Below are 24,951 nucleotides of genomic sequence, written 5' to 3'. Positions count from 1 at the left end.
GTGCCGAGCCTGGCACGTCGTCGGTGCGACTGCCTACGATCGAGGGCATGGGTCACGACCACGGGCACGTGCACGGACACGCCTCCGAGCGGGCGCTCCTGGTCGCGTTCTGCATCTCGGCGGGCATCCTGCTGGCCGAGGTCGTCGGGGCGGTGCTGACCGGGTCGCTCGCGCTGCTCGTCGACGCCGGGCACATGGTCGTCGACACGGGTGGACTCGGCATCGGGCTCGTCGCGACGCGGCTCGCCCGGCGCTCGCCCACCGCCCAGCGGACCTGGGGGTACCAGCGGGCCGAGGTGCTCGGGGCCACGGCGCAGGCGGCGATCCTGCTCGCCGTCGGCGTCTACGTCGTGATCTCCGCGGTCCAACGGCTGTTCGTCCCGGCCGACGTGCACGCCGGACCGCTCCTGGTGTTCGGCGTCGTCGGGCTCGTCGGGAACGTGGTGGCGTACGCGGTGCTGCTCCGGGCCTCCGGCGAGGGCTTCACGTCCCGTGCCGCGCGGCTCGAGGTCCTGAACGACACCCTCGGCTCGGTCGCGGTCATCGCCGCGGCCGTCGTCCTCGGGCTGACAGGGTGGCAACGGGCGGACTCCGTCGCCGCGATCCTGATCGGGCTGCTCATCCTGCCGCGCGCGGTCCGGCTGCTGCGGGAGACCGCGAACGTCCTGCTCGAGTCGACGCCTCCAGGGCTCGACCTGGACGACGTGCGCGCGCACATCCTGGAGCTCGACCACGTCATCGCGGTGCACGACCTGCACGCGACGCTCGTCGCGACCGGGGTGCCGAACCTGACGGCGCACGTCGTCGTGGACGACCACTGCTTCTCGACGGCGCACGCACCGCGGATCCTCGACGCGTTGCAGCAGTGCGTCGCGGAGCACTTCGACGTGCCGGTCGAGCACTCGACGTTCCAGCTCGAGCCGGTGTCGCACCGGCGGCACGAGCACGAGGTGCACGCGTAGGACCTGCCGGCGTCAGCAGCCGTCTTCTCGCGTCGGGTAGGCGGTGATCACCCGGTCCGTCGTCGCCGAGACGATGACCTTGACGAAGGGCTCGTCGTCGGGCCGGGAGCCGTCGTCGAAGCGCACCGGCGCGGCGAAGCACACCTTGCCGTCGCCGGCGTCGGCCGGGTAGCCGTCCCGCGGGGAAACGAGAGCGGTCTGCACCGCGGTGAGCATCGCGTCGTCCCAGTCACGGCTGCCGTGCCCGGCGAGGACGTCCTGCCAGTCGCGGGTGTGCCGGACGCGGATGTGCTCGTAGCCCTGGGCCGACGTCCCGCACTGCAGGACGACCTCGCCGAGCGCGGCCGTGTCGTAGCGGGCGACGACCTGGCGGCTGCTCGACCGGCACTGGTCGAGCACGTCGGCGCCGGGCAGGTCGGGGCCCTCGCGCGGGATCGTGACCGTGACCTCGCCCGGGGCCCGCGCCGCGTCGGTGGCCGTCGTCGCGGGGGTCCCACTGCCCGGGGCCGGGTCGTCCCCGCTCCGCTCGGTCGTCAGCACGACCCCGGCGGCGACCAGGCCGGCGGCGATGACCGCGGCGAGGCCGGCGAGGGCTGGTCGTGTGCGCTTCCGGGCCATGCCACCCAGTATGCCGGGCGGACCCGCGCGGGCCGGGCCCGCCCGGCGTCGACCGGGCTCGCCTGGTCGGGCCGGGCCGGGCCGGGCCGGACCGGAGCGGACCAGGCGGGACCGGGCCGGACCTGGCCGGGCCGGACCGGTGCTGCTGCGTCCTACTCGGCGTTGGCCGCCAGCCGGACACCCGCCACCACGGCGAGCACGACCACGAAGACCACGTACCCGAGCAGCACCGGCAGCGTCGGGACCACGAGGAGCGCCGCGCCGACCGCCACCACCGGGACCGTGAGCCCCGCGTAGGCGATCAAGAAGGTCGCCGCCAGCACACCGCCGCGCTGCTCGGGGCCGACGAGGGACCCGGCGCGGGCGATCGACGCGCGGAACAGCAGCCCCACGCCCGCTCCGGCGACGACCCCGCCACCGATGAACCCGGCGACCTGCAGCACGACGGCGGCGACCGCGAGGACCGCGAGCCCGACGACCAGGAGCACCAGCCCGAGCTGGACCTGCCGACGCTGCGTGAGCCGGGCGAAGACGATCTGCGACACCGCACTCGCCGCGAACACGCCGAACGTGGTCGCCCCGGCCGCGAGCCGGTCGGTCACGTGGAACGTCGTCGCGAGGAACGTCGGCGCCACCGAGGTGAAGAGCCCCTGCACCGCGAGCGCCGCGAACGCCGCGGTCCCGGCGGCCCAGAACGCCCCGGCCTGCCCGGCGGGCGCCTGCATCCGCTGCGGTCGGTACGGCACCGGCTGCTCCGGACGGTCGACGGTCTCGGGCGCCGCGAGCACCACGACGAACGCGACGACCAGCGCCACCACGAACACGACGTACGGCACGACGAGCGGCTGACCGACGAACTCGGCGAGCGCCCCGCCGACGAGCGCCCCGAGCGACAGCCCGCCGAGGTTCACCGCCCCAGCCGCCACGCTCGCGCCCTTCGCGGACGCGTCCGACCCGGTGGCCCGGACGCGGAGCTCGCCGAGGTGCGCGGTGGCCGTCGCGGTGAGGAGCCCCACCCCGAGGCCGGTCACGAGCCGGGCCACGACCAGCCCGGTCACGTCGTCCCACAGCAGGAACAGCACCGCGGCGACGAGTTCGAGGGCCACGGAAACCAGCACGAGGGGGCGGCGTCCGTGCACGTCGCTGAGGTGCCCGGCGAGGAACAGCGACGCCACCACCCCGACGCCGTAGGCCGCGAAGACCACGGTGGTGGTGAAGGTCGGGAAGCCGTCCCGCGCCTGGTAAATCACGTACAGCGGGGCGGGGACGGTGGCGAAGGCCATGACCGCCAGGAACGCGAACGCGACGGCCCAGAAGCCGTAGCCGTGCCGGCGCCGGGTGTGCGCGCGGTGTCCCCGAGGGGCGGGGACCCGGTCGGCAGCGGCGGTGAGAGCGGGAGCGGTGGTCGAGGACATGCCTCGATGGTCGTCCCGCGAGCGGCATCGAGTCCAACGGTTCTCCTTGATGGCCACCATCGACCTGGTCGATACTCGTCGGGTGGAGACCCGCCTGCTCGAACAGTTCGTCGCCGTGGCCGCCGAGGGCAGCGTGACCCGTGCCGCCGAGCGCCTGTGGGCCGCGCAGTCGACCGTCTCGGCGGGCATCGCGTCGCTCGAACGCTCGCTCGGCGTCCGGCTGTTCGACCGGACGGGCCGCCGGACCACCCTCACCGCCGCGGGCGAGGACCTGCTCCCCCACGCCCGCGCTGTCCTCGACGCCCTCGACCGGATGCGCGACCTCGCCACCGTGGACGACGCCGACCTGCGCGGACGGGTCCGGCTCGGGATCTTCACGAGCATGGACATCGTCGACCTCACCGGGGTCCTCCGTCGGTTCCGGCAGCGCCACCCCCTCGTCGCGGTGGAGCTCATGACGTCACCGACCGGGACGACCGGGCTCGTCCACGACCTGGTGGCCGGACGACTCGACCTCGCCTACACGGGGTTGCTCGCGGTGCCGCCGGGCATCACGGTCGAGCCGCTGCGGGAGATGCCGTTCCGCGTGTTCGTGGCGTCCGACCACCCGCTCGCGGGACGGACGTCGGTCGGGCTCGCCGAGCTCGCCGGTGAGCCGTTCATCGACACGGCGCACGGGTTCGGCAACCGGATCATCCTGGACGCGGCCCTCGACCGGCTCGGGATCCGGCGCCGCATCGTCGCGGAGATGAACGACATGCCCGCCGTGGTGCGGTTCGCGACCGCCGGTCTCGGTGTCGGGGTCGTGCCGGACTCCGGCGTGCAGCACGACGGCGCCGTCCTGGAGCTCGAGGACGACGTCGCGCCGCTGCGGATCGGGCTGGCGATGCGGACCGACCCGGAACCCAACCGCGCGACGCAGGCGCTGGCCCGCGACGTCGTCGCGGCGCGGCGGGCGGTCTGACGGGACCCACCGACGGACTGGAGGCACGGGGCGGGGCCCGCCACGCGCCTCCAGGCCGTCAGTCCCCCCAGACCTCCCCGACGATCGCGGGCAGGAGCCCGTTCGTCGGGAAGTTCGACTGGTCGACCTCGATCCAGGTCCCACCACGCTCGAAGCGGGTCCGGGTCTGCGTGCCGCCGCCCTCCGGCACGAACGTCACCCGGCAGACCGAGCCGCCGAGTTCGTCCGTGCAGGTGGGCTCGCGGTCGCCGAAGGTGATGGCGTCCGCCCCCGTGGCCTGCCCGGGGATCAGGGTGCCCATCGTGAGCGCCAGACCGGACCACCCGGAGTTGGATCCCCAGAGACAGTAGAGGTCGGTGACGGGGTAGCCCGGACCGGTCTCCGTGCCGACACCCGAGATCAGCATCGGCTCCACCGCGCCGAAGAGCCGCTCGTACTCGGATGCCGGGACGACAGAGCGGCAGTCGGTCGGGATCGACGCCGTCGTGCTCGGTGTCGAGGCGGATGTCGGGATGGGTGTCGGCCGGCCGGTGATCGGCGCCGAGCTCGGAGTCGTCGCGGACGGCGCCGGCTCGGGCTGCTGCGTCTGCGCGGGCGCTGCCGCCGGACGGTCCTGTTGCGTGAGCGTCAACGCGACCGCACCGGTCGCCGTGCCGAGCGCGAGCAGCGCCACGACGCCGACGACGATGCCGGACCGTCCGCGTCGCCGGGCCGGCCGCGGGGTGGCGCGTTCGAGGACGTGCTGCTTCATCGCGACGAGCATGCGCTGCAGGTCGTCTCCCTCTGGGGGTTCAGTGTTCATCGTGCATCACCACCTTCTTGAGTCGACGACGGTTGCGGGAGACGCGTTGCGTGACGGCCCCCACGGACAGGCCGAGGAGTTCCGCGGCCTCGGCGTACGAGTGCCCCGCGAGCAGGCACAGCTCGCAGATGCGCCGGTCGAGATCGGGGAGCGCCGCGATCTCGGCACGCACCCACCGCAGGGTCTCGGCAGCCTCGCCGTGGTCCGTCGGAGCCGTCAGGGTCTCCGGCAGCTCGTCGGTGCGGTGCTTGGTGCGCTTCCGTCCCGCGTTGAACGCCAGGTTCCGGCACACCACGAGCAGCCACGGCAGCACGGTGTCCGCCGGCAGTTCGAGCGTCGACGATCGCTGCCAGAGCGTGAGGAACGCGTCCTGCACGACCTCCTCGACGTCCTGCCGGTCATCGGCGAGTGCCCACGTGTAGCGGGTGAGGGTCGCGGCGTAGCGGTCGAACATGCGAGCGAGCGCGCCGCGGTCGCCCGTTGCCATCGCCCGGACGAGCATCGCGTCCGTCTCCGTGGTCACTCCCACGTCCCACCTCCCTCATCCCAGAGGTGTCGACAGGACCCGCGATCCTGACACGCCGGTCCGAGATCCGTGCTCCCGGGCGCGTCGTCGGAGACCGGCGCCAGGGCGGCCTCAGTGGAAGTCGTCGCCCTCGACGCGTTCACCGGGGGCTTTGTGCCCACCGAGCATGTCGTTGTCGTCCTGGTCGCTCGACGACGCCAGCTGCAGCATCGCGAGTACCACCACGACGACGATGAACGCGATGCCGAGGAAGACCAGGGCGAGCACGAACTCCCGCGTCGAGAACAGCACGACGAGGCCGATGAAGACGGCGACGATCGCGGAGATCACGAGGAGCTCCGCCGGACGGAGTCGGTCGCGACGGCTGGGGGCGTTCATGCGTGGGGTGCTCCGTCCGGGGCTGCGGTCGGCGCCGCCGTTCCCCACTTGTGCGAGAGGCCGGCGATCACGTGGAAGACCGCCGCGATGGCGAGGTAGGCGCCGAGCAGGCCGACGAGGACGATCGAGGCGTCGAGGGTGCCCGACACCTTCTCGATGCCCCCGAGTCGCTGGGAGTAGTCCGGCGGGGTGAGCAGGAACGCGACGGCGAGGAGCAGCGTCAGTCCGCCGATGGTCGTCCAGTCCCGGGCGAACGGGGACCGGCCGCGCGCCCGCAGCCCCTGCGTGAGCTCTGTCGCCCCGGACAGGACCGCCCAGGCCGCGACGACCGCGATGAACGCCGGCAGACCGGTGCCGCTCGTCGCGAAGGCCGCGACCGCCGCGACGACGTCGATGCCCGCGTGCACCAGTGTCGTCCGCCGCGACCGCGGGTCGTCCGTCAGCCGGCGGGTGCTGGCCACCGCCAGGACGACGGCGTCGACGAGGGCGACGGCGCCGAACAGCACGAGCCCGTAGCCCGCGGCGTGGTTGGCGGAGAAGGTGATGACGACGGCGACGACCGCGGCTGGGACGGCCCGGAGGACGGGGATCGGCCAGTACCGCGCGCGCTCGTCGGCGTCGTCGACGGAGTCGGACACGAGACCTCTTTCGGGCATGCGGGTGGTTCGCCAATCGTACCGCCGTGCCCGCTGCGAGCCGACCGGGCGGCGGCGGCCGGCGCTGAGGGAGCACCGAGCCGCCGCGCGACGCCCGGTCGGTCAGCCGGCGCTCGGATCGACGGGGTCGGTGCGCCGTCGGTTCCGCCGGACCGCCCACCAGCCGGTGCCGCCGAGCGCGGTGGCTGCCACCGCCGAGAGCGCGAGCAGACCGAGGCCGGACGCACCGGTGTAGGCGAGGGACCCGCCGCGGCGTGGCCCGGCCCCGGTGCCACGGTCGCCGGCGTCCTGCTCCGGGAGGGTCGTGGAGGGACCGGGCGTCGGGGACGCATCTCCGCCGTCGTCACCGTCGCCGTCGCCCGGGTCGACGACCCCGATCACGACCCCGGGTGACGGGTCACCGCCGTCGGGATCGGACGGCGAGGTCGCCGTCGCGACGTTGACGACGTCGGAGCCGTCGCCGCGGTAGGCCTCGTCCAGGGCGGCGCGGATCGTGAACGTGCGGCGCTCCCCCGGCACGAGGGTGTCCCCGGATCGACAGGTCACGAGCTGTCCGTCGGCCGTGCAGTCGTCGTCCGAACCGGTGAACCGGACCTGGGCGGGCAGCTCGTCGGTCACCCCCACCTGTTCGGCATCGGCGTCGCCGTCGTTCCGGGCGGTCAGCGCGTAGGTGAGCGTGTCGCCCGGGCGGACGCCGGTCGCTGGCGCGACGGACTTCTCGGTCCCGAGCTGCGCGACCGGGTCGGGTCCAGGTGCGGGTCCGTCGTCACGTTGCACGCGCGCCTCGGCCACCGAGACGTTGTCCTCGAGGAAGGTGTCGGCCAGTCCCGGTGCCGGTTCCACCACCGCGCGGCTGGTCAGGGTGTCCGCCGCGTCGTCCCGGACCGTCCCGGTCACGGTGACCACTGCGCTCCCACCCCGGGGGAGCCCGAGGTCCGTCGCGACGTCCCCGGTGCCGTCTGCGTCGACGCACGAACCGCCGTCCGCACCCCGACACGACCACGAGACGTCCTGCAGCTCGTCCGGCACGTCGACCGTCAGGCTGCTGGGGTCCGACGGGCTCCGACCGCTGTTGCGCGCGGTGACGTCGTAGGTCACGCGTTCGCCCGGTTCCACGGTCGGCTGGAGGTCCTGAACGACGGACAGGTCCACCGGGACCTGCACGCGCAGCTCGTCGATCTCGTGCACGTCGACGAACGATCCGGTCGACGCCGCGAACCCCAGCCGGAGCGACGCCGGCAGCGGCGCCTGGCCGTCGCCCTCCAACGGGACGCGGTCGAGCACCGTGCGGAGGGCTCCGCCGTCGACCTCGAGCCGGACGGTCAGCGAGAGGCCGCCGGCCCCGTCCGGCAGCAGCGTCACCCGGACGGTGCGCGGGACCGGTCCGTCCGTCGCCGTCCCGTCCGGCGCATCGCCTGCGGCCACCCAGCGGTAGCCGTCGGTCCCGTCACCGGAACCCCGGACCACGACCGCGTCGGGCGTGACGCCGGGACCGGAGCCGTTCAACGGCAGGGAGAAGTTGCCGTACCGGTCGAGCGCGACCGCAGCGAAGCCACCGGGGACGCCCGGCTCGGCGCACGGGTACACCGCGCCCTGTGACGTCGCGTCCTTGCAGGCGTAGCCGAGCGCCGCGCCGGTCGCGCCGACGCCCTGCGGAGCCGCGCCGTCGGCGAGGAACAGGAGCAGGCCGTCCGCTCCGGTCTGGGGGCCGTCGTGGTACATGGCGTAGTCGAACTCGATGTCGAGCCCGAGGTCGGACGAGAACGTGTCGTCCGTCGACCACGCCCCCGCCTGGCTGCGCACGGCGTCCGTCAGCCGGAGTCGTCCGTCGACGATCGCGGCGTCCCCGCTCAGCGTGCCGCCGGACACGTCCGAGAAGTCGGCGACGTAGGGGAACGCCAGCGAGCCGGCGGACGACGGCGCGACGAGCACCGCGGGTCCGCCGAGCAGGCCGAGCGCCGTGGCCACGCCGGCGGCGACGAGTCCGGGCCGTCGGCGCCACCAGCGCCTCGAGCAGTCCGTCGCGGGTCGGACAGGACGGTCAGCGGGCGCTGCGGATGCGGCGGGTGCGCCGCCGGGTGGGGATGTGTGTCGGTTCATGCCCCGATCGTCGCGATCGGGGAGCACCCGCCGACGGCGCACTCCTCACACTGTGGAGAGCCGCCCGCCGCCGACGGCTTGGGGAGGAGGGAGCCTGTCGGTCAGCTGAGCCAGACCGTCGTCTCACCAGGCAGCGTGTGCTCGTCGTCGAGGGGCCCGGAAGCGACGACGACCGCACCCGCGGGCATCGGCACCGGCGTCGTCCCGAAGTTCGTGACGGAACGCCAGCCGTCGTGCCGCGCGAACGCCACGACGCCGTCGCCCGCCTCGACCCAGTGCAGCTCCTCGCCGCGCTGCAGCCGACGCCGGGCCGCCGTCGCCGCGCGGTACAGCTCGAGGGTCGACCCCGCGACGCCGTCCTCGGCCTCCACCGACCACGCGCCGAAGTCCTCGGGCTGCGGCAGGTGCGGCGCGGTGTCGCCGAAGCCGAACGACGGCCCGGAGCGCGTCCACGGGATCGGCACGCGGCAGCCGTCCCGACCCTTGACCGTGTGCCCGGTGCGCAGCCACTTCGGGTCCTGCAGCTGCGCGTGCGGGATGGCCGCGGCCTCCTGCAGGCCGAGCTCCTCGCCCTGGTAGACGTACGACGAGCCCGGCAGTGCGAGCACGAGCAGCGTCGCCGCCCGCGCACGCCGGAGCCCGCGCTCCCGGTCGAGCACCGGGTCGGTGCCGTCGGTCATCAGCCAGGCGTCCGTGTCGGTGCCGTCGGGCAGCCCGTACCGGGTCGCGTGCCGGACGACGTCGTGGTTCGAGAGCACCCACGTGCTCGACGCTCCGGACTCGGCGGACGCGGCGAGGTTCCGTTCGACGATCGAGCGGAAGGAGTCGGCGTCGAACGGTGACTCGAGCAGGTCGAAGTTGAACGCCTGCCCGAGCTCGGTCGGCCTGGCGTAGAGCACGCGACGCGGCGCCGGCGCCCAGGCCTCGGCGACGGCGGCGCGGGGTGGGTCGTACTCGTCGAGCACGGTCCGCCAGGTCGCGAAGATCTCGTGCACCTCGTCGCGGTCGTACAGCGGGTCCGAGCCGTCGAGCGGCAGCGCCTGCTCGTCCGAGTGCCGGTACGGCGTCGACAGGTCCTTCGCGAGCCCGTGCGCGACGTCCACGCGGAAGCCGTCGACCCCGCGGTCGGACCAGAACCGCAGCGTGTCCTCGAAGTCGGCGCGGACCTCGGGGTTCGACCAGTCCAGGTCGGGCTGCTCCGGCGCGAACAGGTGCAGGTACCACTGCCCGTCCGGCACCCGGGTCCAGGCGCTCCCGCCGAAGTTCGAGACCCAGTCGCTCGGCGGCAGCGACCCGTCGGGGCCGGAGCCCTCGCGGAACACGTACCGCGCACGCTCCGGCGACCCCGGTTCCGCGGCGAGCGCCGCCCGGAACCACTCGTGCTGGTCGGAGGTGTGGTTCGGCACGATGTCGACGATCACCCGCAGGTCGTGCTCGTGCGCGACGGCGAGCAGGTCGTCGGCGTCGGCAAGCGTCCCGAGCCGCGGGTCGACGTCGCGGTAGTCCGCCACGTCGTACCCGCCGTCGGCCAGCGGCGACGGGAAGAACGGGGACAGCCAGATCGCGTCGACGCCGAGCGCGGCGAGGTAGGGCACACGGCTCGTCACCCCGGCGAGGTCGCCGAGGCCGTCGGCGTCCGTGTCCGCGAAGCTCCGCGGGTACACCTGGTAGACGACGGCCTGCCGCCACCAGTCCGGGTCGGTCGTGCGAGGTGTGCTGGCGGGCGTCCGAGGGGTGCTCACCCGGTCAACCTACCGAGCAGGGGCCGTGTCGGGAATGGGCGACCCAGCCGACTCATTGGTTGTTCCTGACACCATTCGTGTCCCGAGAGAAAGGATCTCCATGACGAACGTCCTCGTCCTCGTCGGCAGCCTCCGCGCCGGCTCGATCAACCGCCAGCTCGCCGAGGCGGCCGACCAGCACGCTCCGGAGGGCATCACGCTCTCGACCTTCGACGGCATCGTCGACCTGCCCTTCTACAACGAGGACATCGACGGCGACACCCCGCCGGCCGCCGCCGTCGCGTTCCGCCAGGCGGTCGCCGACGCGGACGCCGTGCTGCTCGTCACGCCCGAGTACAACGGCACGATCCCGGCCGTGCTGAAGAACGCGCTCGACTGGGGTTCGCGTCCGTTCGGCGCCTCGCCGCTGTCCGGCAAGCCGCTCGCCGTCATCGGGTCCGCCTTCGGCCAGTACGGCGGCGTCTGGGCACACGACGACGCGCGCAAGGCCGCCGGCATCGCGGGCGCCCGTGTCCTCGAGGACGTCAAGGTCGCCATCCCGCAGTCCGTCGTCCGCTTCGCCGAGACGCACCCCCGTGAGGACGCCGAGGTCGTCGAGCTCGTCCAGGGCGCGCTGCGCGCGCTCGCCGAAGCCGCCGCGGAGCCCGTCGCGGCCTGAGTCCGCGGCCGCCACCTGGTCGCGACCGAGCGCGACCACATCGGAGAAGGGAGGCACGGTGCCAGCTGGCACCGTGCCTCCCGTCCGTCCGCTCGTGACGACGGACCGCTAGACAGGCGAGATACCAGAGGGGTTACCCTGAACGCCATGTCGACGCAGGAGATCACGGAGGCGTCGGGGTACTGGTTCCCCGACGACGACGCCACCCAGCGCGGTGTCGCCGTGCTCAACGCGCTCCGTCGCTACCGCGCCGCCGAGACCGCCATGCGCCGCCGCACCCGCGACTCGATGGGCATGGGCGAGACCGACCTGCTGGCGGTCCGGTACCTGCTGCAGGCGCAGCGCGCCGGCCGCATCGTGAAGCCCAAGGACCTGGCGGCCTACCTGAAGATCTCGTCCGCGTCGACGACGATCCTGATCGACCGGCTCGTGAAGTCGAACCACGTCCGCCGCGACCCGCACCCGACCGACCGCCGCGCGCTCGTCATCACCCCGACGACCGAGACCGACGACGAGGTCCGCGCCACCCTCGGGGTCATGCACCGCCGGATGATGTCCATCGCCGAGGGCCTGACCGCCGACGAGGCCCGCGTGGTCGCGACGTTCCTGGAGCGCATGCGCGGTGCCGTCGACCAGGTCGACGCGGCACCGGCCCACTGAGCCCCGCGGGGGACACCTCCGTCCACGGGCTCTGGGAACCGTGCGGGCCGGACCGCGTAGACCGGAAGGGTCAGTACCGATCCGGAAGGAGCCGATCATGCACGCATCGGACACGCTCGCCAAGAACCTCCAGGCCGTCCTCGTCGACCTCATCGACCTGCACCTCCAGGGCAAGCAGGCCCACTGGAACATCCTCGGGACCAACTTCCGCGACCTGCACCTGCAGCTCGACGAGATCGTCGACGCCGCACGTGAGTTCGCCGACGACACCGCCGAGCGCATGCGCGCCCTGTACGCCGTGCCGGACGGCCGCTCGGCCACCGTCGCCGCGACCAGTCACCTCGACGCCTTCCCCGAGGGCGAGGTCACCACGCACGACGCGATCGACCTCGTGACCCTGCGTCTGTACCAGGCCACCGGCACCATGCGCGACGTGCACGACGAGGTCGACGACGAGGACCCGACGACCGCCGACCTGCTGCACGGGTTCATCGAGCGCCTCGAGCAGCTCGCCTGGATGGTCTCCGCCGAGAACCGTGCCCCGCGCACGCCGCTCGCGTCGGCCACGAGCCCGGCGACCGCCGAGGCATCGACGCACGCCTGATCGTGGACCTCGGGATCCAGGGCAGGACCGCCCTGGTCTTCGGCGGCGACTCCGGCATCGGCTGGAACACGGCGCGCATCCTCCTCGCGGAGGGGGCGACCGTGGTCGTCACCGACCTCGACCAGGGCCGTCTCGACACCAGCGCGGACCAGCTGGAGGCGCCTCCGGGCAAGCTCTTCGCCTTCGCCGCGGACGTGACCGACGCCGGGAGCCTCGCGGCACTGCACGACCGGGTGCGCGACGCCGTCGGCGAGATCGACATCCTCGTGCAGTCCTCGGGCATCACCGGCGCACAGGGCCTGTTCCACGAGGTCGACGAACAGGGATGGCTCGACACCATCGACGTCGACCTGATGGGCCCGGTCCGCATCACCCGCGAGTTCATCGCGGACCTGCGGAACGGCGGCTGGGGCCGGATCGTGTACCTCGTGTCCGAGGACGCGTCCCAGCCGTACGACGACGAGCTGCCGTACTGCGCCGCGAAGGCGGGCGTGCTGTCGTTCGCGAAGGGACTCTCCCGCTCGTACGCGTCCGAGGGGCTGCTCGTGAACACCGTCAGCCCCGCCTTCATCCACACGCCGATGACCGACGCGATGATGGACAAGCGGGCGAAGGAGCGGGGCACGTCCTTCGACGAGGCGATCACGAGCTTCCTCGACGAGCAGCGCCCGTACATGGAGCTCGGCCGCCGCGGTGAGCCCGAGGAGGTCGCGAACGTCGTCGCCTTCCTGTGCTCCGACCTCGCGAGCTTCGTCAACGGGTCGAACTACCGGGTCGACTCCGGCTCGGTCGCCACCATCTAGACACCCACCCACACGAGGGACGCACATGACCGACTTCCGGTACCTCATCGTCGGCGGCGGCATGGTCGCCGACGCCGCAGCCCGCGGGATCCGCGAGATCGACCAGGACGGCTCGATCGGGATCCTCAGCGAGGAGCACGACCGCCCGTACGCCCGCCCGGCCCTGTCGAAGAAGCTCTGGACCGACCCGGAGTTCGACTGGGACGAGAAGGTCGACCTGCACACCGAGGAGACCGGCGCGACCTTCGTGCTCGGGTCCGCGGTGACCGCGATCGACCGCGCGGCGAAGACCGTCACGACCGCCGACGGCCAGACCCACGGCTACGAGCGACTCCTGCTCGCCACCGGTGGCAAGCCCCGCGGCCTGCCGGGACTCGAGCCGTCGGACCGCGTCCTCGACTACCGGAGCGCGGCGGACTACCGGAAGCTCCGGGCCTTCGCGGACGCCGGGGCGCACGTCGCCGTCGTCGGCGGCGGGTACATCGGCACCGAGATCGCGTCGGGCGTCGTGCAGAACGGGGCGAAGGTCACGCTCGTGGACCCCGACGAGACCGTGGGCGCGCGGATGTTCCCCGAGGGGCTCGCGCACGCGTTCCAGCAGCGCTTCGTCGACCACGGGGTCGAGCTGCGCCTCGGCCGCCGGGTCGAGTCCGGCACGCAGACGGCGGACGGCGTCACCCTGACGCTGGACGACGGCTCCGTGCTCGAGGCGGACGCGGTCGTCGTCGGTCTCGGCATCGAGCCGCAGACGCAGCTCGCCGCCGACGCGGGCCTGACGGTGGACGACGGCATCGTGGTGTCCTCGACGCTGGTCACCGACGACGAGTCGGTGTTCGCGGCGGGTGACGTCGCCGAGTACCCGGACCGGATCCTCGGCACGCGCCGGGTCGAGCACGTCGACAACGCGCAGCAGCAGGGGCGCCAGGCCGGCCGAAACCTCGCCGACGCGGACGAGACCTACGACCACACGCCGATGTTCTACTCGGACGTCTTCGACATGGGCTACGAGGCCGTCGGGCAGGTCTCGACGAAGCTGCACACCGTCGAGGACTGGCAGGAGCCGAACGTCACCGGCGTCGTCTACTACCTGGACGACGACGACACGGTCCGCGGTGTCCTGCTCTGGAACGTCTGGGACAAGACCGACGACGCCCGCAAGGTGCTCGCCGAGGCGCACGCGCTGACGCGCGACATGCTCCCCGGACGCATCACCGCGGACGCGTAGTCTCCCGCACCAGGGCGACCGACTGGAGGCCCGGTGCCGGTCCGACGGACCGGCACCGGGCCTCCGGTCCGTGCGTCCGGCAGCACCTTCCAGCTCGTAAGCGGGACGCGGCTACCGGCCCCGCACCTCGGGCGCGACCTCGTCGACGACCTCGCGGCGGTCCTCGGGGTCGACCGGGATGCCGTCTCCGTCCGCCATGGCGACCGCGTGCGCGGACTTCGCCTGCTCGAGTGCCTCGTCGTCCCCGCGGGCCATCCCGGCGAGCTCGATGAAGCGGGACTTCAGGACCAGCCACGCCTCCTTCGGGCTGAGCCGCGCCAGGTCGGACGACGTCGTGGTGTCCCGGACCCGCTGCAGCGACCCGACGCCGCGGTCGGTGATCCGCTCCGCGACGTGGTCGACCGCGAGCCGCGCGACGGCGTCCGCCTGCGCGTGCATGACGGAGTGCGCGCCGTCGACGACCTCGCGGAGGACCGCGTGCGGGAAGACCCGCGCCAGGCTCCGCACCCAGTCCCGCGGGACGAGCGCGTCGTGCTCACCGCGCACGATGAGCGTCCGCGCCTGGACCTCGGCCGCGCGCTCCTCGATCGGGAAGGCGATCATCCGCGGCAGGACCTTCCGGAACCAGTGCCAGCCGCACAGCGCGTACGCCGTGACGCCGTGCCAACGGACCGCCGCCGGCTCGTGGAGCGACGAGCGCAGGAACCGTCCGGCGGACTGCCGGATCGTCCGGGCGCGACGGTCGACCACCGGGCTGATGAGGACGAGGTCGCGCAGCTCCGGTCGGCGCGCGGCGACCTCGGTGACGACCTGCGTGCCCATCGAGTGCCCGACGAGCACCGGGTCCTCGAGCCCCAGGTCGTCGAGGACCCGCTCGACCGCGTCGGCGTACCGCTCGATCGACACCGCACCCCGGAAGCGCGGGACGCCCGCGAAGCCCGGCAGGTCGAGCGCGTGCACGGGGCCGTTCTCGTTGAGGTGCGGGGCGAGCCGCTCGTAGTAGGTCGCGGCGATGCCGAGCCCGGCGACGAGCACGAACGCCCGCGCGCCGGGGTGACCGATCGAACTGACCCGGACGTAGGTGCCGTCGACGGCGATCCGGTCGACCTCCACCGTGACGTCGGCGTCCTCGGCGTCCGCGAGCCGTCCGGCCGGGTCCGGTGCCGGCGCGGCCGTGCCGCCGTCGGGCGCGGTTCCCTCGCTCGGCGCGCTCCCCTCGCCGGGCGCGGTCCCGTGGCTGTGCGGGGTGGTGTCGTCCTCGTGCACGTGGGCCTCCCGTGTTGCTGGCGACCGCCCACGATACCCGCGGTTCAGCCGCCGAACGCGGACGCCGGGCTGCCGTGCACGCGAGTCCGCACAGCGAACACGGCGCCGGAGTGCGGCGCGCGCTCGAGCTGCTCCTCGGTCGCGTTCTCCCGCGCGGTGCCGATGAACAGCGTCGACAGGTCGGGTCCTCCGAAGGCCACCGAGGTGACGTTCGGCGCCGGCACCTCGACGGTCTCCAGGTGCTCGCCGTCGGAACTCCAGCGCTCGACCCGGCCGCCGCCGTACACCGCTGTCCAGAGACACCCCTCGTCGTCGCGGACCAGGCCGTCGTGCGCGGCACCGCTGACGAACGGCTCGAGGTCGCCGAGCTCCCCGTCCGGCCCGTAGCTCCCCCGGTAGATCGTCTGCGTGCTGGTGTCGGTGACGTACATCACGGAGCCGTCCGCGGACCACTCGATGCCGTTCGTGACGCCGAAGCCACCGCGGAGCACCCGGACCGACCCGTCCGGCGCCACCGAGTACAGCGCACCGGCCGGGTCGCGGTCGGTGAGGTCCATGCTGCCGACGAGGAACCGGCCGAACGGGTCGCACTTGCCCTCGTTGAAGCGCATGTCCGGCGTCGCGTGCCGGACCCGGGCGAGTTCCCGTTCGACGGTGCCGCGCGCGTCGGTGAGCACGACGGTGTCCCCGAGGGCGGCGACGAACCCGCCGGTGGCCCGCGGCTGGAAGCTCGCGAGGGGCGGCGGCAGCGCGACGCTCGACTCGACCGTGCCCTCGGCGCGGGCGGTCGTGAGCAGGCCGAGCGTGATGTCCGTCCAGCGGAGTCGCTCGTGCTCGGGGTCCCAGACGATGCTCTCGACGAGCACGGCCTGCTCGTCGCAGAAGACGGTCACGGGTCCGGTGGCGGCGTCGGTGTGCATGCTCCGTCCCTACCGGTGGACGCCTCCGCACGCGTCCAACATGTTCAGCGTCCGCGACCCCCGCCGGGCGTCGTGGCGGCGGTCAGAGGCGGGCGTACTTCGCGCGGAAGAAGCTGTAGACCCCGTAGGCGAGGAACCCGACGCCCACCAGGACGAGCACGACCCCACCGCCCGGCATGCCGTGGATCGCCTGGAACGCCCCGTCGAGCCCGGTCGCCTGGCTCGGGTCGCTCCGGAACGCCGCCACGACGATGAGCACGCCGACGACCACGACCGCGATGCCCTTGCCGACGTAACCGACGATCGCGAGCACCGTGACGGGTCGGTCGATGGCGCTCGGCAGCGGCACGAGCTGCTTCCGGAAGGAGCGACGGACCCCGGTCACGACGAGTCCGACGCCGATCGCGATCGCCGCGACGCCGGCCGCGACGAGGACGAACACCCCGCCGGGCGTCGCGAGGGCCTGCGCGGCGGCACCCCGGCTCGAGCCGCTCGAGCTCTTGCCGGCACCGAGCGCGAAGGTCACCGCCGTGTACGACACGACGCCGTAGACCACGGCCTTGCCGGCGTCCTTCGCGCGCGCGGCCCAGGCGCGGGTGCTGTCCGACCGGCCGCCGACGACCGCCTCGACCACCAGGCGCAGGGCGAGGGCCGCGGTGCCGACCGCGACGACCCACAGCAGCACGATCCCGCCGGGGACCGCGGCGAGCTGCTGGAGCGCACCGGACTGGTCGGTCTCCTCGCCGGAGGCGCTGCCGATGCCGAGCAGCACCACGAGGTACCCGACGAGCAGGTGCACGATGCCGCTGCCGACGAACCCGGCGCGGGCGGTGGTCTCGAACCACCGGCTGTCGGCGATGCGCCGCGCCTGTCGTCCGGTCTCGCGCGCTGCCCGTTCCGCCTGGTCGCTCATCCTGACCAGCGTGCCCGCTCCGCGGCACGCTGTCCGTGACGCGCCGCTGCGCGCACCGGACGGGAGGATCGTGGCGGCGTCCCCACGATCCTCCCGTCCGTCGGTCAGTCGCCCTTGACGTTGACGACCTGCCGCAGCGTGTGCCGGATCGCGACCAGCTCGGTCGCGTCCGCCATCACCTGGTCGATCGGCTTGTACGCGGCCGGGATCTCGTCGAGGAACGCGTCGGTGTCCCGGTACTCGATCCCGACCATCGCCTCGCGGAGCTGGTCGTGCGTGAACGTCCGCCGCGCCGCGGACCGCGAGAACAGCCGACCGGCGCCGTGCGGGGACGACTCGAGCGACGGCTTGTTCCCGAGGCCCTCGACGACGTACGAGGCGGTCCCCATCGACCCGGGGATGAGCCCGGGCTGGCCGGCCTTGGCCTGGATCGCACCCTTCCGGGAGACCCACACGCTCTTGCCCCAGTGCGTCTCCCGCTGCGTGAAGTTGTGGTGGCAGTTGATCCGCTCCTGCTCGTCGACCGCGGTCCCGAGCACCTCGGACAGCTGCCGGACGACCCGGTCCATCATCTCCTCGCGGTTGAGCAGGGCGAAGTGCTGCGCCCACCCGAGCTCGGCGACGTACCGCGTGAACTCCGGGGTGCCCTCGACCAGGTACGCCAGGTCGGGGTCCGCGAGCTGGATCCACCAGCGCTGCATAAGCCGCTTGGCGACCGTGATGTGCCGCTGCGCGATCTTGTTGCCGACGCCCCGTGACCCGGAGTGCAGGAACAACCAGACGCGGTCCTGCTCGTCGAGCGAGACCTCGATGAAGTGGTTCCCGGACCCGAGGGTCCCGAGCTGGTTCCGCCAGCCGCCGTGCACGCCCGCCGGGTCGAACCCGGCCCGCTCGGCGAGTGCCTCGAGCTCGGCGATCCGCGGCTCGGCGGTCGCGACGATCTTCCGGTTCGACGCACCGGCGGACAGCGGGACCGCCCGCTCGATCTGCTCGCGGAGGGGCTGCAGGTCGTCCGGCAGGTCCCCGGCGGTGAACTGCGTCCGGACCGCGATCATGCCGCAGCCGATGTCCACGCCGACGGCCGCGGGCATGACGGCGCCGAGGGTCGGGATGACCGACCCGACGGTCGCGCCGAGCCCGAGGTGGGCGTCCGGCATGAGCGCCAGGTGTGGGAACACGAAGGGCATCCGTGCCGTCGTGCGCGCCTGCTGCTCGGTGTTCTCCTCGAGCAGCGAGGCCCAGCTCAGGAGCTTGTCGTCGATCTTCTTCATGGGGGTGCCTTTCCGTCGTGACGGTTCGACGACGGCCGGGTGGCCGTCGGTGGTGACGGTCCGGGGCGAGCGGGACCCGCGCCTCCTGGTCGGTGCCGAGCACCGGTGGAGGAACGACGGGAAGGACGCCCCGGGCCGGGTGGGCACGGGACGTCGGGAGACGGGCCGTGCCTACGCGGGGTCGCGGAGGGACTGGTTCGCGTACTGCGTCGCGGGCAGCACGACGAGCGCTTCGAGCTGGCGCTCGAGGCTGCGTTCGTGGTGCTGCACGGTGTGCACGGCGGTCCTTCCGAGGTGCCCGGGGCGGGCGGTGGTGCCCGGCGGGTGTCCGGTCGGGCGGTGGTGCCCGGCGGCTGTCCGGTCGGGCGGTGGTGCCCGGCGGCTGTCCGGTCGGGCGGTCCTGCCCGTCGGGCAGGAGGACCGACAGTAGTGCGACACGCCCGGGGTGCACAAGGCGTCCGGGCGTGTCGCGGTCGGGAGGGCCGGTTCGGCCGTCCGGGGCGGGGTACGCCCGGCTGATGGTCGCCTCCACGCCGCGGGCAGGCTGGCGGCATGACGGAACGCACCCGCGACACCCCCGACGCGCACGACAACGAGGAGCGCACCGACGGCTACGTGCCGCTGCGGTCCTACGGTGCGATCGGCGACGGTCGCACGGTGGCGCTCATCGCGCTGGACGGTCGCATCGACTGGCTGCCGATCTCCTCGATGGACTCCCCGCCCGTGTTCGCGAGCATCCTCGACGCCGAGCACGGTGGTCACGTCGCGCTGCGGCCGACCGGTGACGCGACGGTGGAACGCCGGTACCTGCCCGGGACGAACGTGCTCGTCACCACGTGGACGACCGACTCCGGGTCGTGCACCGTCACGGACGCGATGGTCACCGGCGTGGCCGGACGCCTGCCGTGGGCGGAGATCGGCCGGTGCGTGCAGGGCGTCACGGGCAGCGTCGAGATGGAGTGGGCCGTGGTGCCGGGCACGCTGCTGAACACCGCGGAACCGAAGCGCCTCGACACCGCGAACGGGACCGTCATCGGCATCGACGGCGTCACGATCGGCATCGTGCAGCACGGGTTCGAGCCGGTCCACGACGACGGCCCGCGCTTCTCGGGTCGCTTCACCACGAGCGAGGGGTCGAAGTCGATCCTGACCATCGTGGGCACCGAGAACGAACCGATCTTCCTGCCGGAACCGGAGCGCACCCTCGACGCGGTCGACCGCACGATCGCGAACTGGTCGACGTGGTCGGAGACGTTCTCGTACGACGGCCCCTGGGCCGACGCCGTGCAGCGGAGCGCCCTCGCCCTCAAGCTGCTCATCTACTCGCCCACCGGTGCGATCGCGGCCGCGCCGACGACGAGCCTGCCCGAGGACCGGACCGGCGGCAAGAACTGGGACTACCGGTTCGCCTGGGTCCGCGACCTGTCGTACACGGTGCACGCCCTGACCCGGTTCGGGCTCCGCGAGGAGACGCACGCCGCCGTGTCGTGGGTGATGCGCACCATCGCCGAGCACGACGAGACCATGCCGATCTTCTACGACCTGAACGGCGAGAAGACCGACGGGGTCGAGGAACGCGACGTCCCGGGCTGGAAGGGCATCGGCCCGGTGACGATCGGCAACCGCGCCGGCGACCAGCTCCAGCTCGGCGTGTGGGGCGACGTGTTCGAGATCCTGCGGCAGTACGTCCGGGCCGGGAACGTGCTCGACCGGCAGACGGCCGGCGTGCTCGAGCGGCTCGCCGACGACGCGTGCCACCGCTGGCCCGAGGCGGATTCGGGCATGTGGGAGCTGCAGGACACGCAGCACTACGTGTCGAGCAAGATCGGCTGCTGGCAGGCGCTCGACGCGGCGGTCGAGCTCCACGACGCCGGGATGATCGACGGCCCGCGCGACAAGTGGATCGAGAACCGCGAGCTCATCGAGCAGTGGGTCGCCGACAACGGCTGGGACGAGGAGCGCGGGTACTACGTGATGTACCCGGGCAGCGACGCCCTGGACACGTCGATCCTGCTCCACGCGATGTCGTCGTTCGACCGCGGACCGCGCATGGAGTCGACGATCCGGGCGGTGGAGGAGCAGCTGCAGCGCGGCGCGCTCGTCTACCGGTACTCCGGGATGGACGCCGAGGAGTCGCCGTTCGTCGCGTGCTCGTTCTGGCTCGCCGCCGCGATGGCCTGCGTCGGCCGGGTCGACGACGCCCGCGAGCTCATGGACGCGATGGTCGAGCAGGCCAACGACGTCGGGCTGTTCAGCGAGATGCTCAGCGAGGACGGCGACTTCATGGGGAACATCCCGCAGGGGCTGTCCCACCTCGCCCTGATCCAGGCGGCGCTGACCATCGAGGAGGTCGCGGCGGAGTCCTGAGTGGACTCCTGAACGGACTCCTGGGTGCGCTGTCGCCCGTGCGTTGCATCATGGGACGACCATGAACGACGTCGATGCCCGGATGGACCGGCTGCGACGAGCCGCGCGGTACCGGTACCAGCAGCTCGTCGACAGCGAGGTGGAGCGTGGCTCGCTGGACCCGGACGAGGTCCGCGAGGAACGCCGACTGCTGCGGGCGCAGGACGTCGGCCAGCACGCGCGGATGCTCGTCGAGCAGGCGGAGCGCCGCGGGGTCTTCGACGGCAACCCGTACCACGGCAAGCCGCTGCCCGGGAACGACGGCCGCCACGACCCGGACTGGTGGATCAAGGCGAAGATCGAGCGCGAGGACATCCGCGGCATCGCCCCGCCCGCCTTCGCCCTGCGCACCGAGGACGCCGAGCTCGACGGGCACCTCGACGCCCTCGCGACCGAGGACGACGTCCGCGCGGTGCTCGTGGACTTCAACGCCCGGGTGAAGGAGGCCAGACGGCAGCTGCTCGGCGGCCCGCCGGTGGTGACCCCGATGCGGGACGTCGACGCCGAGGTCGAGGCCTGGGCCGCCCGGCGACGCGACCGGCTGGCTGCGGCGGCCGAGGTGGCGGAGGCGGCGCCACCACCGGCGCGGCCGCGCCGGTGGTGGCGCCGCCGCGACTGAGCACGCGAGACGCGACGACGGCCGGTCCCTTCCGGGGCCGGCCGTCGTTCGTGTGGTGCGGGGGTGTTACTTGATCTGTGCGGTGATGGTCGCGGTCCCGACGAGGAGACCACCCTTGACCGCGTCGGTCTTGAAGGTGCTGTTGAGCAGCTTCGCGGCGTCGTCGGAGACGTGGACCGTGGTGCCGGTCAGGATCGCGTTGTCACCCTCGAGCTGCAGCGGCTTGAGCGTGCCACCGTGCAGCGAGAACAGGTACGCGTTGGACGCTGCGACCTGGCCGTTGACCAGCACGTCGCCGTAGAGCTTGGACGAACCCGGGTTCACCACGAAGTTCTCCAGCGTCACCGTGGTGTCACCGGCCTTGAGCGTCAGGCCCGAGTCGTCGTGGTTCAGCAGCCCCTGCACGTACGGGCGGTAGTTGCCGTCCGGCGACCAGTACGTCACCGAACCGGCCGTGATCGGGAACGACACCGACCCGTTCTCGAGCTTCGCGTTGCCCGACACGCCCGGGGTCAGGCCCAGCGAGGTCAGCGCGTCGGTGAAGCCCTTGTCCAGCGCGACGGCGGTGTTGCCGCCCTTGACCTCCGGCACCGACGCGACCGGGCCGGGGATCTTCGACGAGGACGAGGAGACGGTGTGGACGGTGCCGTCGGCCTGCGCGGCGGACACACCGAACGCGGCCCCACCGAGCACCAGGGCGCCCGTGGTGGCGAGGGTGATCGAGGTCTTCAGGCTCTTACGCATGAGTTCGTTCCTTTCGTGGTCGCGCTCGGCGCGCGATTTCGCAGTGTGCGCGCCGAACACACCCCGGACAGGGGTGGAGAACCAGCTATCTGCGGCTGGTGAGCGCTCCGGGTGTCTCCCGGGTTGTACTGGTGGTTCGACACCCCCCCACCGAACGGATTGGACCGATTTCCTGGGCGGTTCCTGTCCCCCGTTCCGTAGCGTGGGGGCATGGCCCCCGCACACATCGCGACCACGGACCGGATCCGGGCGATCGACGCCTGGTGGCGCGCCGCGAACTACCTCACGGTCGGACAGATCTACCTGCTCGACAACCCGCTGCTGACGCGCCCGATCGACCCGGACGACGTCAAGCCCCGGCTCCTCGGGCACTGGGGCACCTCCCCCGCACTGAACCTCGTGTACGCGCACCTGAACGCGCTCATCACCGAGACCGACCGCGACCTGCTCTACGTCTGCGGCCCCGGGCACGGCGGACCGGCGATGAACGCGAACGCCTGGCTCGAGGGGACCTGGGGCGAGTTGTACCCCGACATCACCCCGGACCCCGACGGCCTGCGGAAGTTCTTCCGGCAGTTCTCGTTCCCCGGCGGGATCCCCTCGCACGCGGCCCCGGAGACGCCGGGCTCGATCAACGAGGGCGGTGAGCTCGGCTACTCCCTCGCCCACGCGTACGGCGCGGCGCTCGACAACCCGGACCTCGTCGTCGCGTGCGTGGTCGGCGACGGCGAGGCCGAGACCGGCCCGCTCTCCGGCTCCTGGCAGGCCCACACGTTCCTCGACCCGGTGTCCGACGGCGCGGTCCTGCCGATCCTCAACCTGAACGGGTGGAAGATCGCGAACCCGACGGTGCTCGCCCGGATCCCGGACGAGGACCTCACCGCGTACTTCCGCGGCCTCGGGTACGAACCGATCGTCGTCGACTCCGCCCGGGTCGGCGACGACCCCTACGCCGTGCACGCCCTGTTCGACGGCGCGCTCCGCCGGGCCCTCGCCGCCATCGACGACATCCAGGCCGCCGCACGGGCCCAGGCCGAGCGCGCGGCGGCCGGGCAGTCGGCCGGCGCCGCGGACCTCCGCCCGCGCTGGCCGATGATCGTGCTCCGCACGCCGAAGGGCTGGACCGGCCCGCAGGAGGTCGACGGCGAGCGCGTCGAGGGCACCTTCCGTGCGCACCAGGTGCCGCTGCCCGCGGTCCGCGAGGACGCCGGACACCGTGAGCAGCTCGAGGAGTGGATGCGCTCCTACCGCCCGGACGAGCTCTTCGACGCGGACGGTCGTCCGATCGGCATCCTCACGACGATCCGTCCCGCGGGCGACCGCCGGATGAGCGCGACGCCGCACGCCAACGGCGGACTCGTCCGTACGGCGCTCGACCGGCCGCCGCTCGAGCCGTACGCGGTGCCGGTCGGCGAGGACGCCAGCGCCACGGCGACGCTCGGACCGTGGCTCGCCGAGCTGACGTCGCGGAACGGTTCGACGTTCCGGCTGTTCGGCCCGGACGAGACGATCTCGAACAAGCTCGACGCGGTCTTCGACGTGACGAGCCGGGTCTGGCGTGCGCGACGCGGTCCCGGCGACGAACACCTCGGCGCCCGCGGCCGCGTCATCGAGGTCCTGTCCGAGCACCTGCTCGAGGGGCTGCTCGAGGGCTACGTCCTGACCGGGCGGCACGGTCTGCTCAACACCTACGAGGCCTTCGCCCACATCATCGACTCGATGGTCGGCCAGTACGCCAAGTGGCTCGAGTCGTCGACCGACATCGACTGGCGCGCACCGGTGTCGAACCTGTCGATCCTGCTGTCGTCGCACGTCTGGCGCCAGGACCACAACGGCTTCTCGCACCAGGACCCCGGGTTCCTCGACGTCGTCGCGTCGAAGCAGCAGGACCTCGTCCGGATCAAGCTGCCGGCGGACGCGAACACCCTGCTCGCCGTCGCCGCGCACGCCTTCGAGACGACGGACCGCATCGAGGTCATCGTCGCCGGCAAGCACCCGGAGCCGGTCTTCCTGTCGCTCGAGGACGCGACCGCGCACGCTGCGGCCGGGCTCGGCGTGTGGGACTGGGCCGGGACCGAGCAGACCGTCGGTCGCACCGACGTCGTGATCGCGAGCGCCGGGGACGTCCCGACGGTCGAGGCGGTCGCGGCAGCCGACATCATCCGCCACCACGCGCCGGAGGTCGGGGTCCGCTTCGTCAACGTCGTCGACCTGCTGTCCCTCGGTGACCCGCGGAAGCACGAGCACCCCGTCAGCGACGAACGCTACGACGAGGTCTTCCTGCCGGGGACGCCCGTGGTGTTCGCGTTCCACGGGTACCCGTCGCTCGTGCACCAGCTGACGTACCGTCGGCACGGGCACGACGACCTGCACGTGCACGGGTTCCTCGAGCAGGGCACGACGACCTCGCCGTTCGACATGCTCATCCGCAACGACATGGACCGCTTCGCGCTGGCGCACGACGCGCTCAGCCGGGTGGACGCGACGGCGCACGCGGACCTGCTCACGACCCTCACGGAGGCCCGTGACGCAGCCCGCGCGTTCGCGTACTCCCGTGGTGAGGACCACCCGTCGGTCGCCGGGTGGCAGTTCGCGGGGTGGCCGCAGGACGAGCCGACCGACGGCGGCACCGGTGGCGACCCGGGTTCGGGCGAGTCCGAGGGGGCCGCCCCCGGCGCCTGACGCACGTCCGTCGTCCT

Annotated in this window: 23 protein-coding genes; 10 read left to right on the top strand and 13 right to left on the bottom strand. The window is 72.8% G+C overall.

What is annotated here, in order from left to right:
* The first annotated feature begins 47 nt into the window (after positions 1–47).
* On the top strand, positions 48–962 hold the full coding sequence (locus tag LQK89_RS01480) for a cation diffusion facilitator family transporter (protein WP_231049941.1): 915 nt from the start codon (positions 48–50) through the stop codon (positions 960–962).
* Between the two features lie 12 nt (positions 963–974).
* Here the strand turns inward: LQK89_RS01480 and LQK89_RS01475 are convergent, their stop codons facing one another.
* Together LQK89_RS01475 and LQK89_RS01470 are read right to left on the bottom strand one after the other, a co-directional pair.
* Complete coding sequence (locus tag LQK89_RS01475; protein ID WP_175325305.1) at positions 975–1,580, bottom strand: hypothetical protein; 606 nt, start codon at positions 1,578–1,580, stop codon at positions 975–977.
* A gap of 152 nt (positions 1,581–1,732) precedes the next feature.
* Positions 1,733–2,995, bottom strand: a complete 1,263-nt coding sequence (locus tag LQK89_RS01470) for an MFS transporter (protein ID WP_231049940.1) — start codon at positions 2,993–2,995, stop codon at positions 1,733–1,735.
* Between the two features lie 49 nt (positions 2,996–3,044).
* Between LQK89_RS01470 and LQK89_RS01465 the strand changes: the two genes are divergently transcribed.
* Complete coding sequence (locus LQK89_RS01465; protein ID WP_231049939.1) at positions 3,045–3,959, top strand: LysR family transcriptional regulator; 915 nt, start codon at positions 3,045–3,047, stop codon at positions 3,957–3,959.
* A gap of 58 nt (positions 3,960–4,017) precedes the next feature.
* On the opposite strand, the gene LQK89_RS01460 is transcribed toward LQK89_RS01465, so the two are convergent.
* The 6 genes from LQK89_RS01460 to LQK89_RS01435 all read right to left on the bottom strand — a co-directional run bounded on the left by LQK89_RS01460 (position 4,018) and on the right by LQK89_RS01435 (position 10,163).
* Positions 4,018–4,761 (bottom strand): hypothetical protein, encoded by a 744-nt coding sequence (locus LQK89_RS01460; RefSeq protein ID WP_231049938.1) that lies wholly within the window; start codon positions 4,759–4,761, stop codon positions 4,018–4,020.
* Positions 4,751–5,290 carry an RNA polymerase sigma factor gene (locus LQK89_RS01455; RefSeq protein WP_231049937.1) on the bottom strand — a complete coding sequence of 180 codons (540 nt, stop codon included), beginning with the start codon at positions 5,288–5,290 and terminating at the stop codon, positions 4,751–4,753. The genes LQK89_RS01460 and LQK89_RS01455 overlap by 11 nt, the downstream gene beginning before the upstream one ends.
* Positions 5,291–5,398: 108 nt before the next feature.
* Positions 5,399–5,665 (bottom strand): hypothetical protein, encoded by a 267-nt coding sequence (locus LQK89_RS01450; RefSeq protein WP_058741858.1) that lies wholly within the window; start codon positions 5,663–5,665, stop codon positions 5,399–5,401.
* Complete coding sequence (locus LQK89_RS01445; protein WP_231049936.1) at positions 5,662–6,303, bottom strand: DUF308 domain-containing protein; 642 nt, start codon at positions 6,301–6,303, stop codon at positions 5,662–5,664. The genes LQK89_RS01450 and LQK89_RS01445 overlap by 4 nt, the downstream gene beginning before the upstream one ends.
* A 120-nt stretch (positions 6,304–6,423) precedes the next feature.
* Entirely contained in the window at positions 6,424–8,421 is a 1,998-nt protein-coding gene (locus LQK89_RS01440) for a lectin-like domain-containing protein (RefSeq protein WP_231049935.1), read from the bottom strand.
* A 101-nt stretch (positions 8,422–8,522) separates the two neighbouring features.
* On the bottom strand, positions 8,523–10,163 hold the full coding sequence (locus LQK89_RS01435; protein ID WP_231049934.1) for a glycoside hydrolase family 13 protein: 1,641 nt from the start codon (positions 10,161–10,163) through the stop codon (positions 8,523–8,525).
* A 100-nt stretch (positions 10,164–10,263) separates the two neighbouring features.
* Here LQK89_RS01435 and LQK89_RS01430 point away from each other — a divergent pair, with 100 nt between their 5' ends.
* The 5 genes from LQK89_RS01430 (at position 10,264) to LQK89_RS01410 (ending at position 14,113) form a co-directional block, all read left to right on the top strand.
* Positions 10,264–10,821, top strand: coding sequence for an NADPH-dependent FMN reductase (locus tag LQK89_RS01430; protein WP_058741854.1), 558 nt, complete (start codon positions 10,264–10,266; stop codon positions 10,819–10,821).
* Between the two features lie 147 nt (positions 10,822–10,968).
* On the top strand, positions 10,969–11,481 hold the full coding sequence (locus LQK89_RS01425; RefSeq protein ID WP_058741853.1) for a MarR family winged helix-turn-helix transcriptional regulator: 513 nt from the start codon (positions 10,969–10,971) through the stop codon (positions 11,479–11,481).
* 97 nt (positions 11,482–11,578) lie between these two features.
* Positions 11,579–12,085: a Dps family protein gene (locus tag LQK89_RS01420; RefSeq protein WP_058741852.1), complete on the top strand. Its 507-nt coding sequence runs from the start codon at positions 11,579–11,581 to the stop codon at positions 12,083–12,085.
* 2 nt (positions 12,086–12,087) lie between these two features.
* On the top strand, positions 12,088–12,888 hold the full coding sequence (locus LQK89_RS01415; RefSeq protein ID WP_058741851.1) for an SDR family NAD(P)-dependent oxidoreductase: 801 nt from the start codon (positions 12,088–12,090) through the stop codon (positions 12,886–12,888).
* A gap of 25 nt (positions 12,889–12,913) precedes the next feature.
* Positions 12,914–14,113, top strand: a complete 1,200-nt coding sequence (locus tag LQK89_RS01410; RefSeq protein ID WP_231049933.1) for an NAD(P)/FAD-dependent oxidoreductase — start codon at positions 12,914–12,916, stop codon at positions 14,111–14,113.
* 111 nt (positions 14,114–14,224) lie between these two features.
* On the opposite strand, the gene LQK89_RS01405 is transcribed toward LQK89_RS01410, so the two are convergent.
* From LQK89_RS01405 to LQK89_RS01390, 4 genes are all read right to left on the bottom strand, one after another.
* Complete coding sequence (locus LQK89_RS01405) at positions 14,225–15,379, bottom strand: alpha/beta fold hydrolase (RefSeq protein WP_231049932.1); 1,155 nt, start codon at positions 15,377–15,379, stop codon at positions 14,225–14,227.
* A 44-nt stretch (positions 15,380–15,423) separates the two neighbouring features.
* Positions 15,424–16,299, bottom strand: a complete 876-nt coding sequence (locus LQK89_RS01400) for an SMP-30/gluconolactonase/LRE family protein (protein WP_231049931.1) — start codon at positions 16,297–16,299, stop codon at positions 15,424–15,426.
* Between the two features lie 82 nt (positions 16,300–16,381).
* Positions 16,382–17,212, bottom strand: coding sequence for a DUF1206 domain-containing protein (locus LQK89_RS01395; protein ID WP_231049930.1), 831 nt, complete (start codon positions 17,210–17,212; stop codon positions 16,382–16,384).
* Between the two features lie 104 nt (positions 17,213–17,316).
* On the bottom strand, positions 17,317–18,483 hold the full coding sequence (locus tag LQK89_RS01390; RefSeq protein WP_058741846.1) for an RtcB family protein: 1,167 nt from the start codon (positions 18,481–18,483) through the stop codon (positions 17,317–17,319).
* 552 nt (positions 18,484–19,035) lie between these two features.
* Between LQK89_RS01390 and LQK89_RS01385 the strand changes: the two genes are divergently transcribed.
* Together LQK89_RS01385 and LQK89_RS01380 are read left to right on the top strand one after the other, a co-directional pair.
* Positions 19,036–20,850 (top strand): glycoside hydrolase family 15 protein, encoded by a 1,815-nt coding sequence (locus LQK89_RS01385; RefSeq protein WP_231049929.1) that lies wholly within the window; start codon positions 19,036–19,038, stop codon positions 20,848–20,850.
* A gap of 61 nt (positions 20,851–20,911) precedes the next feature.
* Positions 20,912–21,508 carry a DnaJ family domain-containing protein gene (locus tag LQK89_RS01380; RefSeq protein WP_231049928.1) on the top strand — a complete coding sequence of 199 codons (597 nt, stop codon included), beginning with the start codon at positions 20,912–20,914 and terminating at the stop codon, positions 21,506–21,508.
* A gap of 66 nt (positions 21,509–21,574) precedes the next feature.
* Here the strand turns inward: LQK89_RS01380 and LQK89_RS01375 are convergent, their stop codons facing one another.
* On the bottom strand, positions 21,575–22,252 hold the full coding sequence (locus LQK89_RS01375; RefSeq protein WP_058741600.1) for a hypothetical protein: 678 nt from the start codon (positions 22,250–22,252) through the stop codon (positions 21,575–21,577).
* A 210-nt stretch (positions 22,253–22,462) separates the two neighbouring features.
* Here LQK89_RS01375 and LQK89_RS01370 point away from each other — a divergent pair, with 210 nt between their 5' ends.
* The gene (locus tag LQK89_RS01370) at positions 22,463–24,934 is read left to right on the top strand and encodes a phosphoketolase family protein (RefSeq protein ID WP_231049927.1); all 2,472 of its coding nucleotides are present in this window, start codon (positions 22,463–22,465) and stop codon (positions 24,932–24,934) included.
* Positions 24,935–24,951: the final 17 nt, after the last annotated feature.

This window comes from Curtobacterium sp. C1 (genome assembly GCF_021049325.1).
GTDB classification, from domain to species: Bacteria; Actinomycetota; Actinomycetes; order Actinomycetales; family Microbacteriaceae; genus Curtobacterium; species Curtobacterium citreum.
The sequence above is the reverse complement of the archived record's forward strand: the minus strand, read 5'-3'. Positions and strand labels throughout refer to the sequence as shown.

Coding starts and splice junctions, on each gene's coding strand:
- LQK89_RS01375 (WP_058741600.1), bottom strand. CDS start 22,252: ATGCGTAAGAGCCTGAAGACCTCGATCACCCTCGCCACCACGGGCGCC.
- LQK89_RS01395 (WP_231049930.1), bottom strand. CDS start 17,212: ATGAGCGACCAGGCGGAACGGGCAGCGCGCGAGACCGGACGACAGGCG.
- LQK89_RS01460 (WP_231049938.1), bottom strand. CDS start 4,761: ATGAACACTGAACCCCCAGAGGGAGACGACCTGCAGCGCATGCTCGTC.
- LQK89_RS01400 (WP_231049931.1), bottom strand. CDS start 16,299: ATGCACACCGACGCCGCCACCGGACCCGTGACCGTCTTCTGCGACGAG.
- LQK89_RS01470 (WP_231049940.1), bottom strand. CDS start 2,995: ATGTCCTCGACCACCGCTCCCGCTCTCACCGCCGCTGCCGACCGGGTC.
- LQK89_RS01440 (WP_231049935.1), bottom strand. CDS start 8,421: ATGAACCGACACACATCCCCACCCGGCGGCGCACCCGCCGCATCCGCA.
- LQK89_RS01380 (WP_231049928.1), top strand. CDS start 20,912: ATGAACGACGTCGATGCCCGGATGGACCGGCTGCGACGAGCCGCGCGG.
- LQK89_RS01475 (WP_175325305.1), bottom strand. CDS start 1,580: ATGGCCCGGAAGCGCACACGACCAGCCCTCGCCGGCCTCGCCGCGGTC.
- LQK89_RS01385 (WP_231049929.1), top strand. CDS start 19,036: ATGACGGAACGCACCCGCGACACCCCCGACGCGCACGACAACGAGGAG.
- LQK89_RS01450 (WP_058741858.1), bottom strand. CDS start 5,665: ATGAACGCCCCCAGCCGTCGCGACCGACTCCGTCCGGCGGAGCTCCTC.
- LQK89_RS01425 (WP_058741853.1), top strand. CDS start 10,969: ATGTCGACGCAGGAGATCACGGAGGCGTCGGGGTACTGGTTCCCCGAC.
- LQK89_RS01465 (WP_231049939.1), top strand. CDS start 3,045: ATGGCCACCATCGACCTGGTCGATACTCGTCGGGTGGAGACCCGCCTG.
- LQK89_RS01370 (WP_231049927.1), top strand. CDS start 22,463: ATGGCCCCCGCACACATCGCGACCACGGACCGGATCCGGGCGATCGAC.
- LQK89_RS01430 (WP_058741854.1), top strand. CDS start 10,264: ATGACGAACGTCCTCGTCCTCGTCGGCAGCCTCCGCGCCGGCTCGATC.
- LQK89_RS01390 (WP_058741846.1), bottom strand. CDS start 18,483: ATGAAGAAGATCGACGACAAGCTCCTGAGCTGGGCCTCGCTGCTCGAG.
- LQK89_RS01480 (WP_231049941.1), top strand. CDS start 48: ATGGGTCACGACCACGGGCACGTGCACGGACACGCCTCCGAGCGGGCG.
- LQK89_RS01420 (WP_058741852.1), top strand. CDS start 11,579: ATGCACGCATCGGACACGCTCGCCAAGAACCTCCAGGCCGTCCTCGTC.
- LQK89_RS01410 (WP_231049933.1), top strand. CDS start 12,914: ATGACCGACTTCCGGTACCTCATCGTCGGCGGCGGCATGGTCGCCGAC.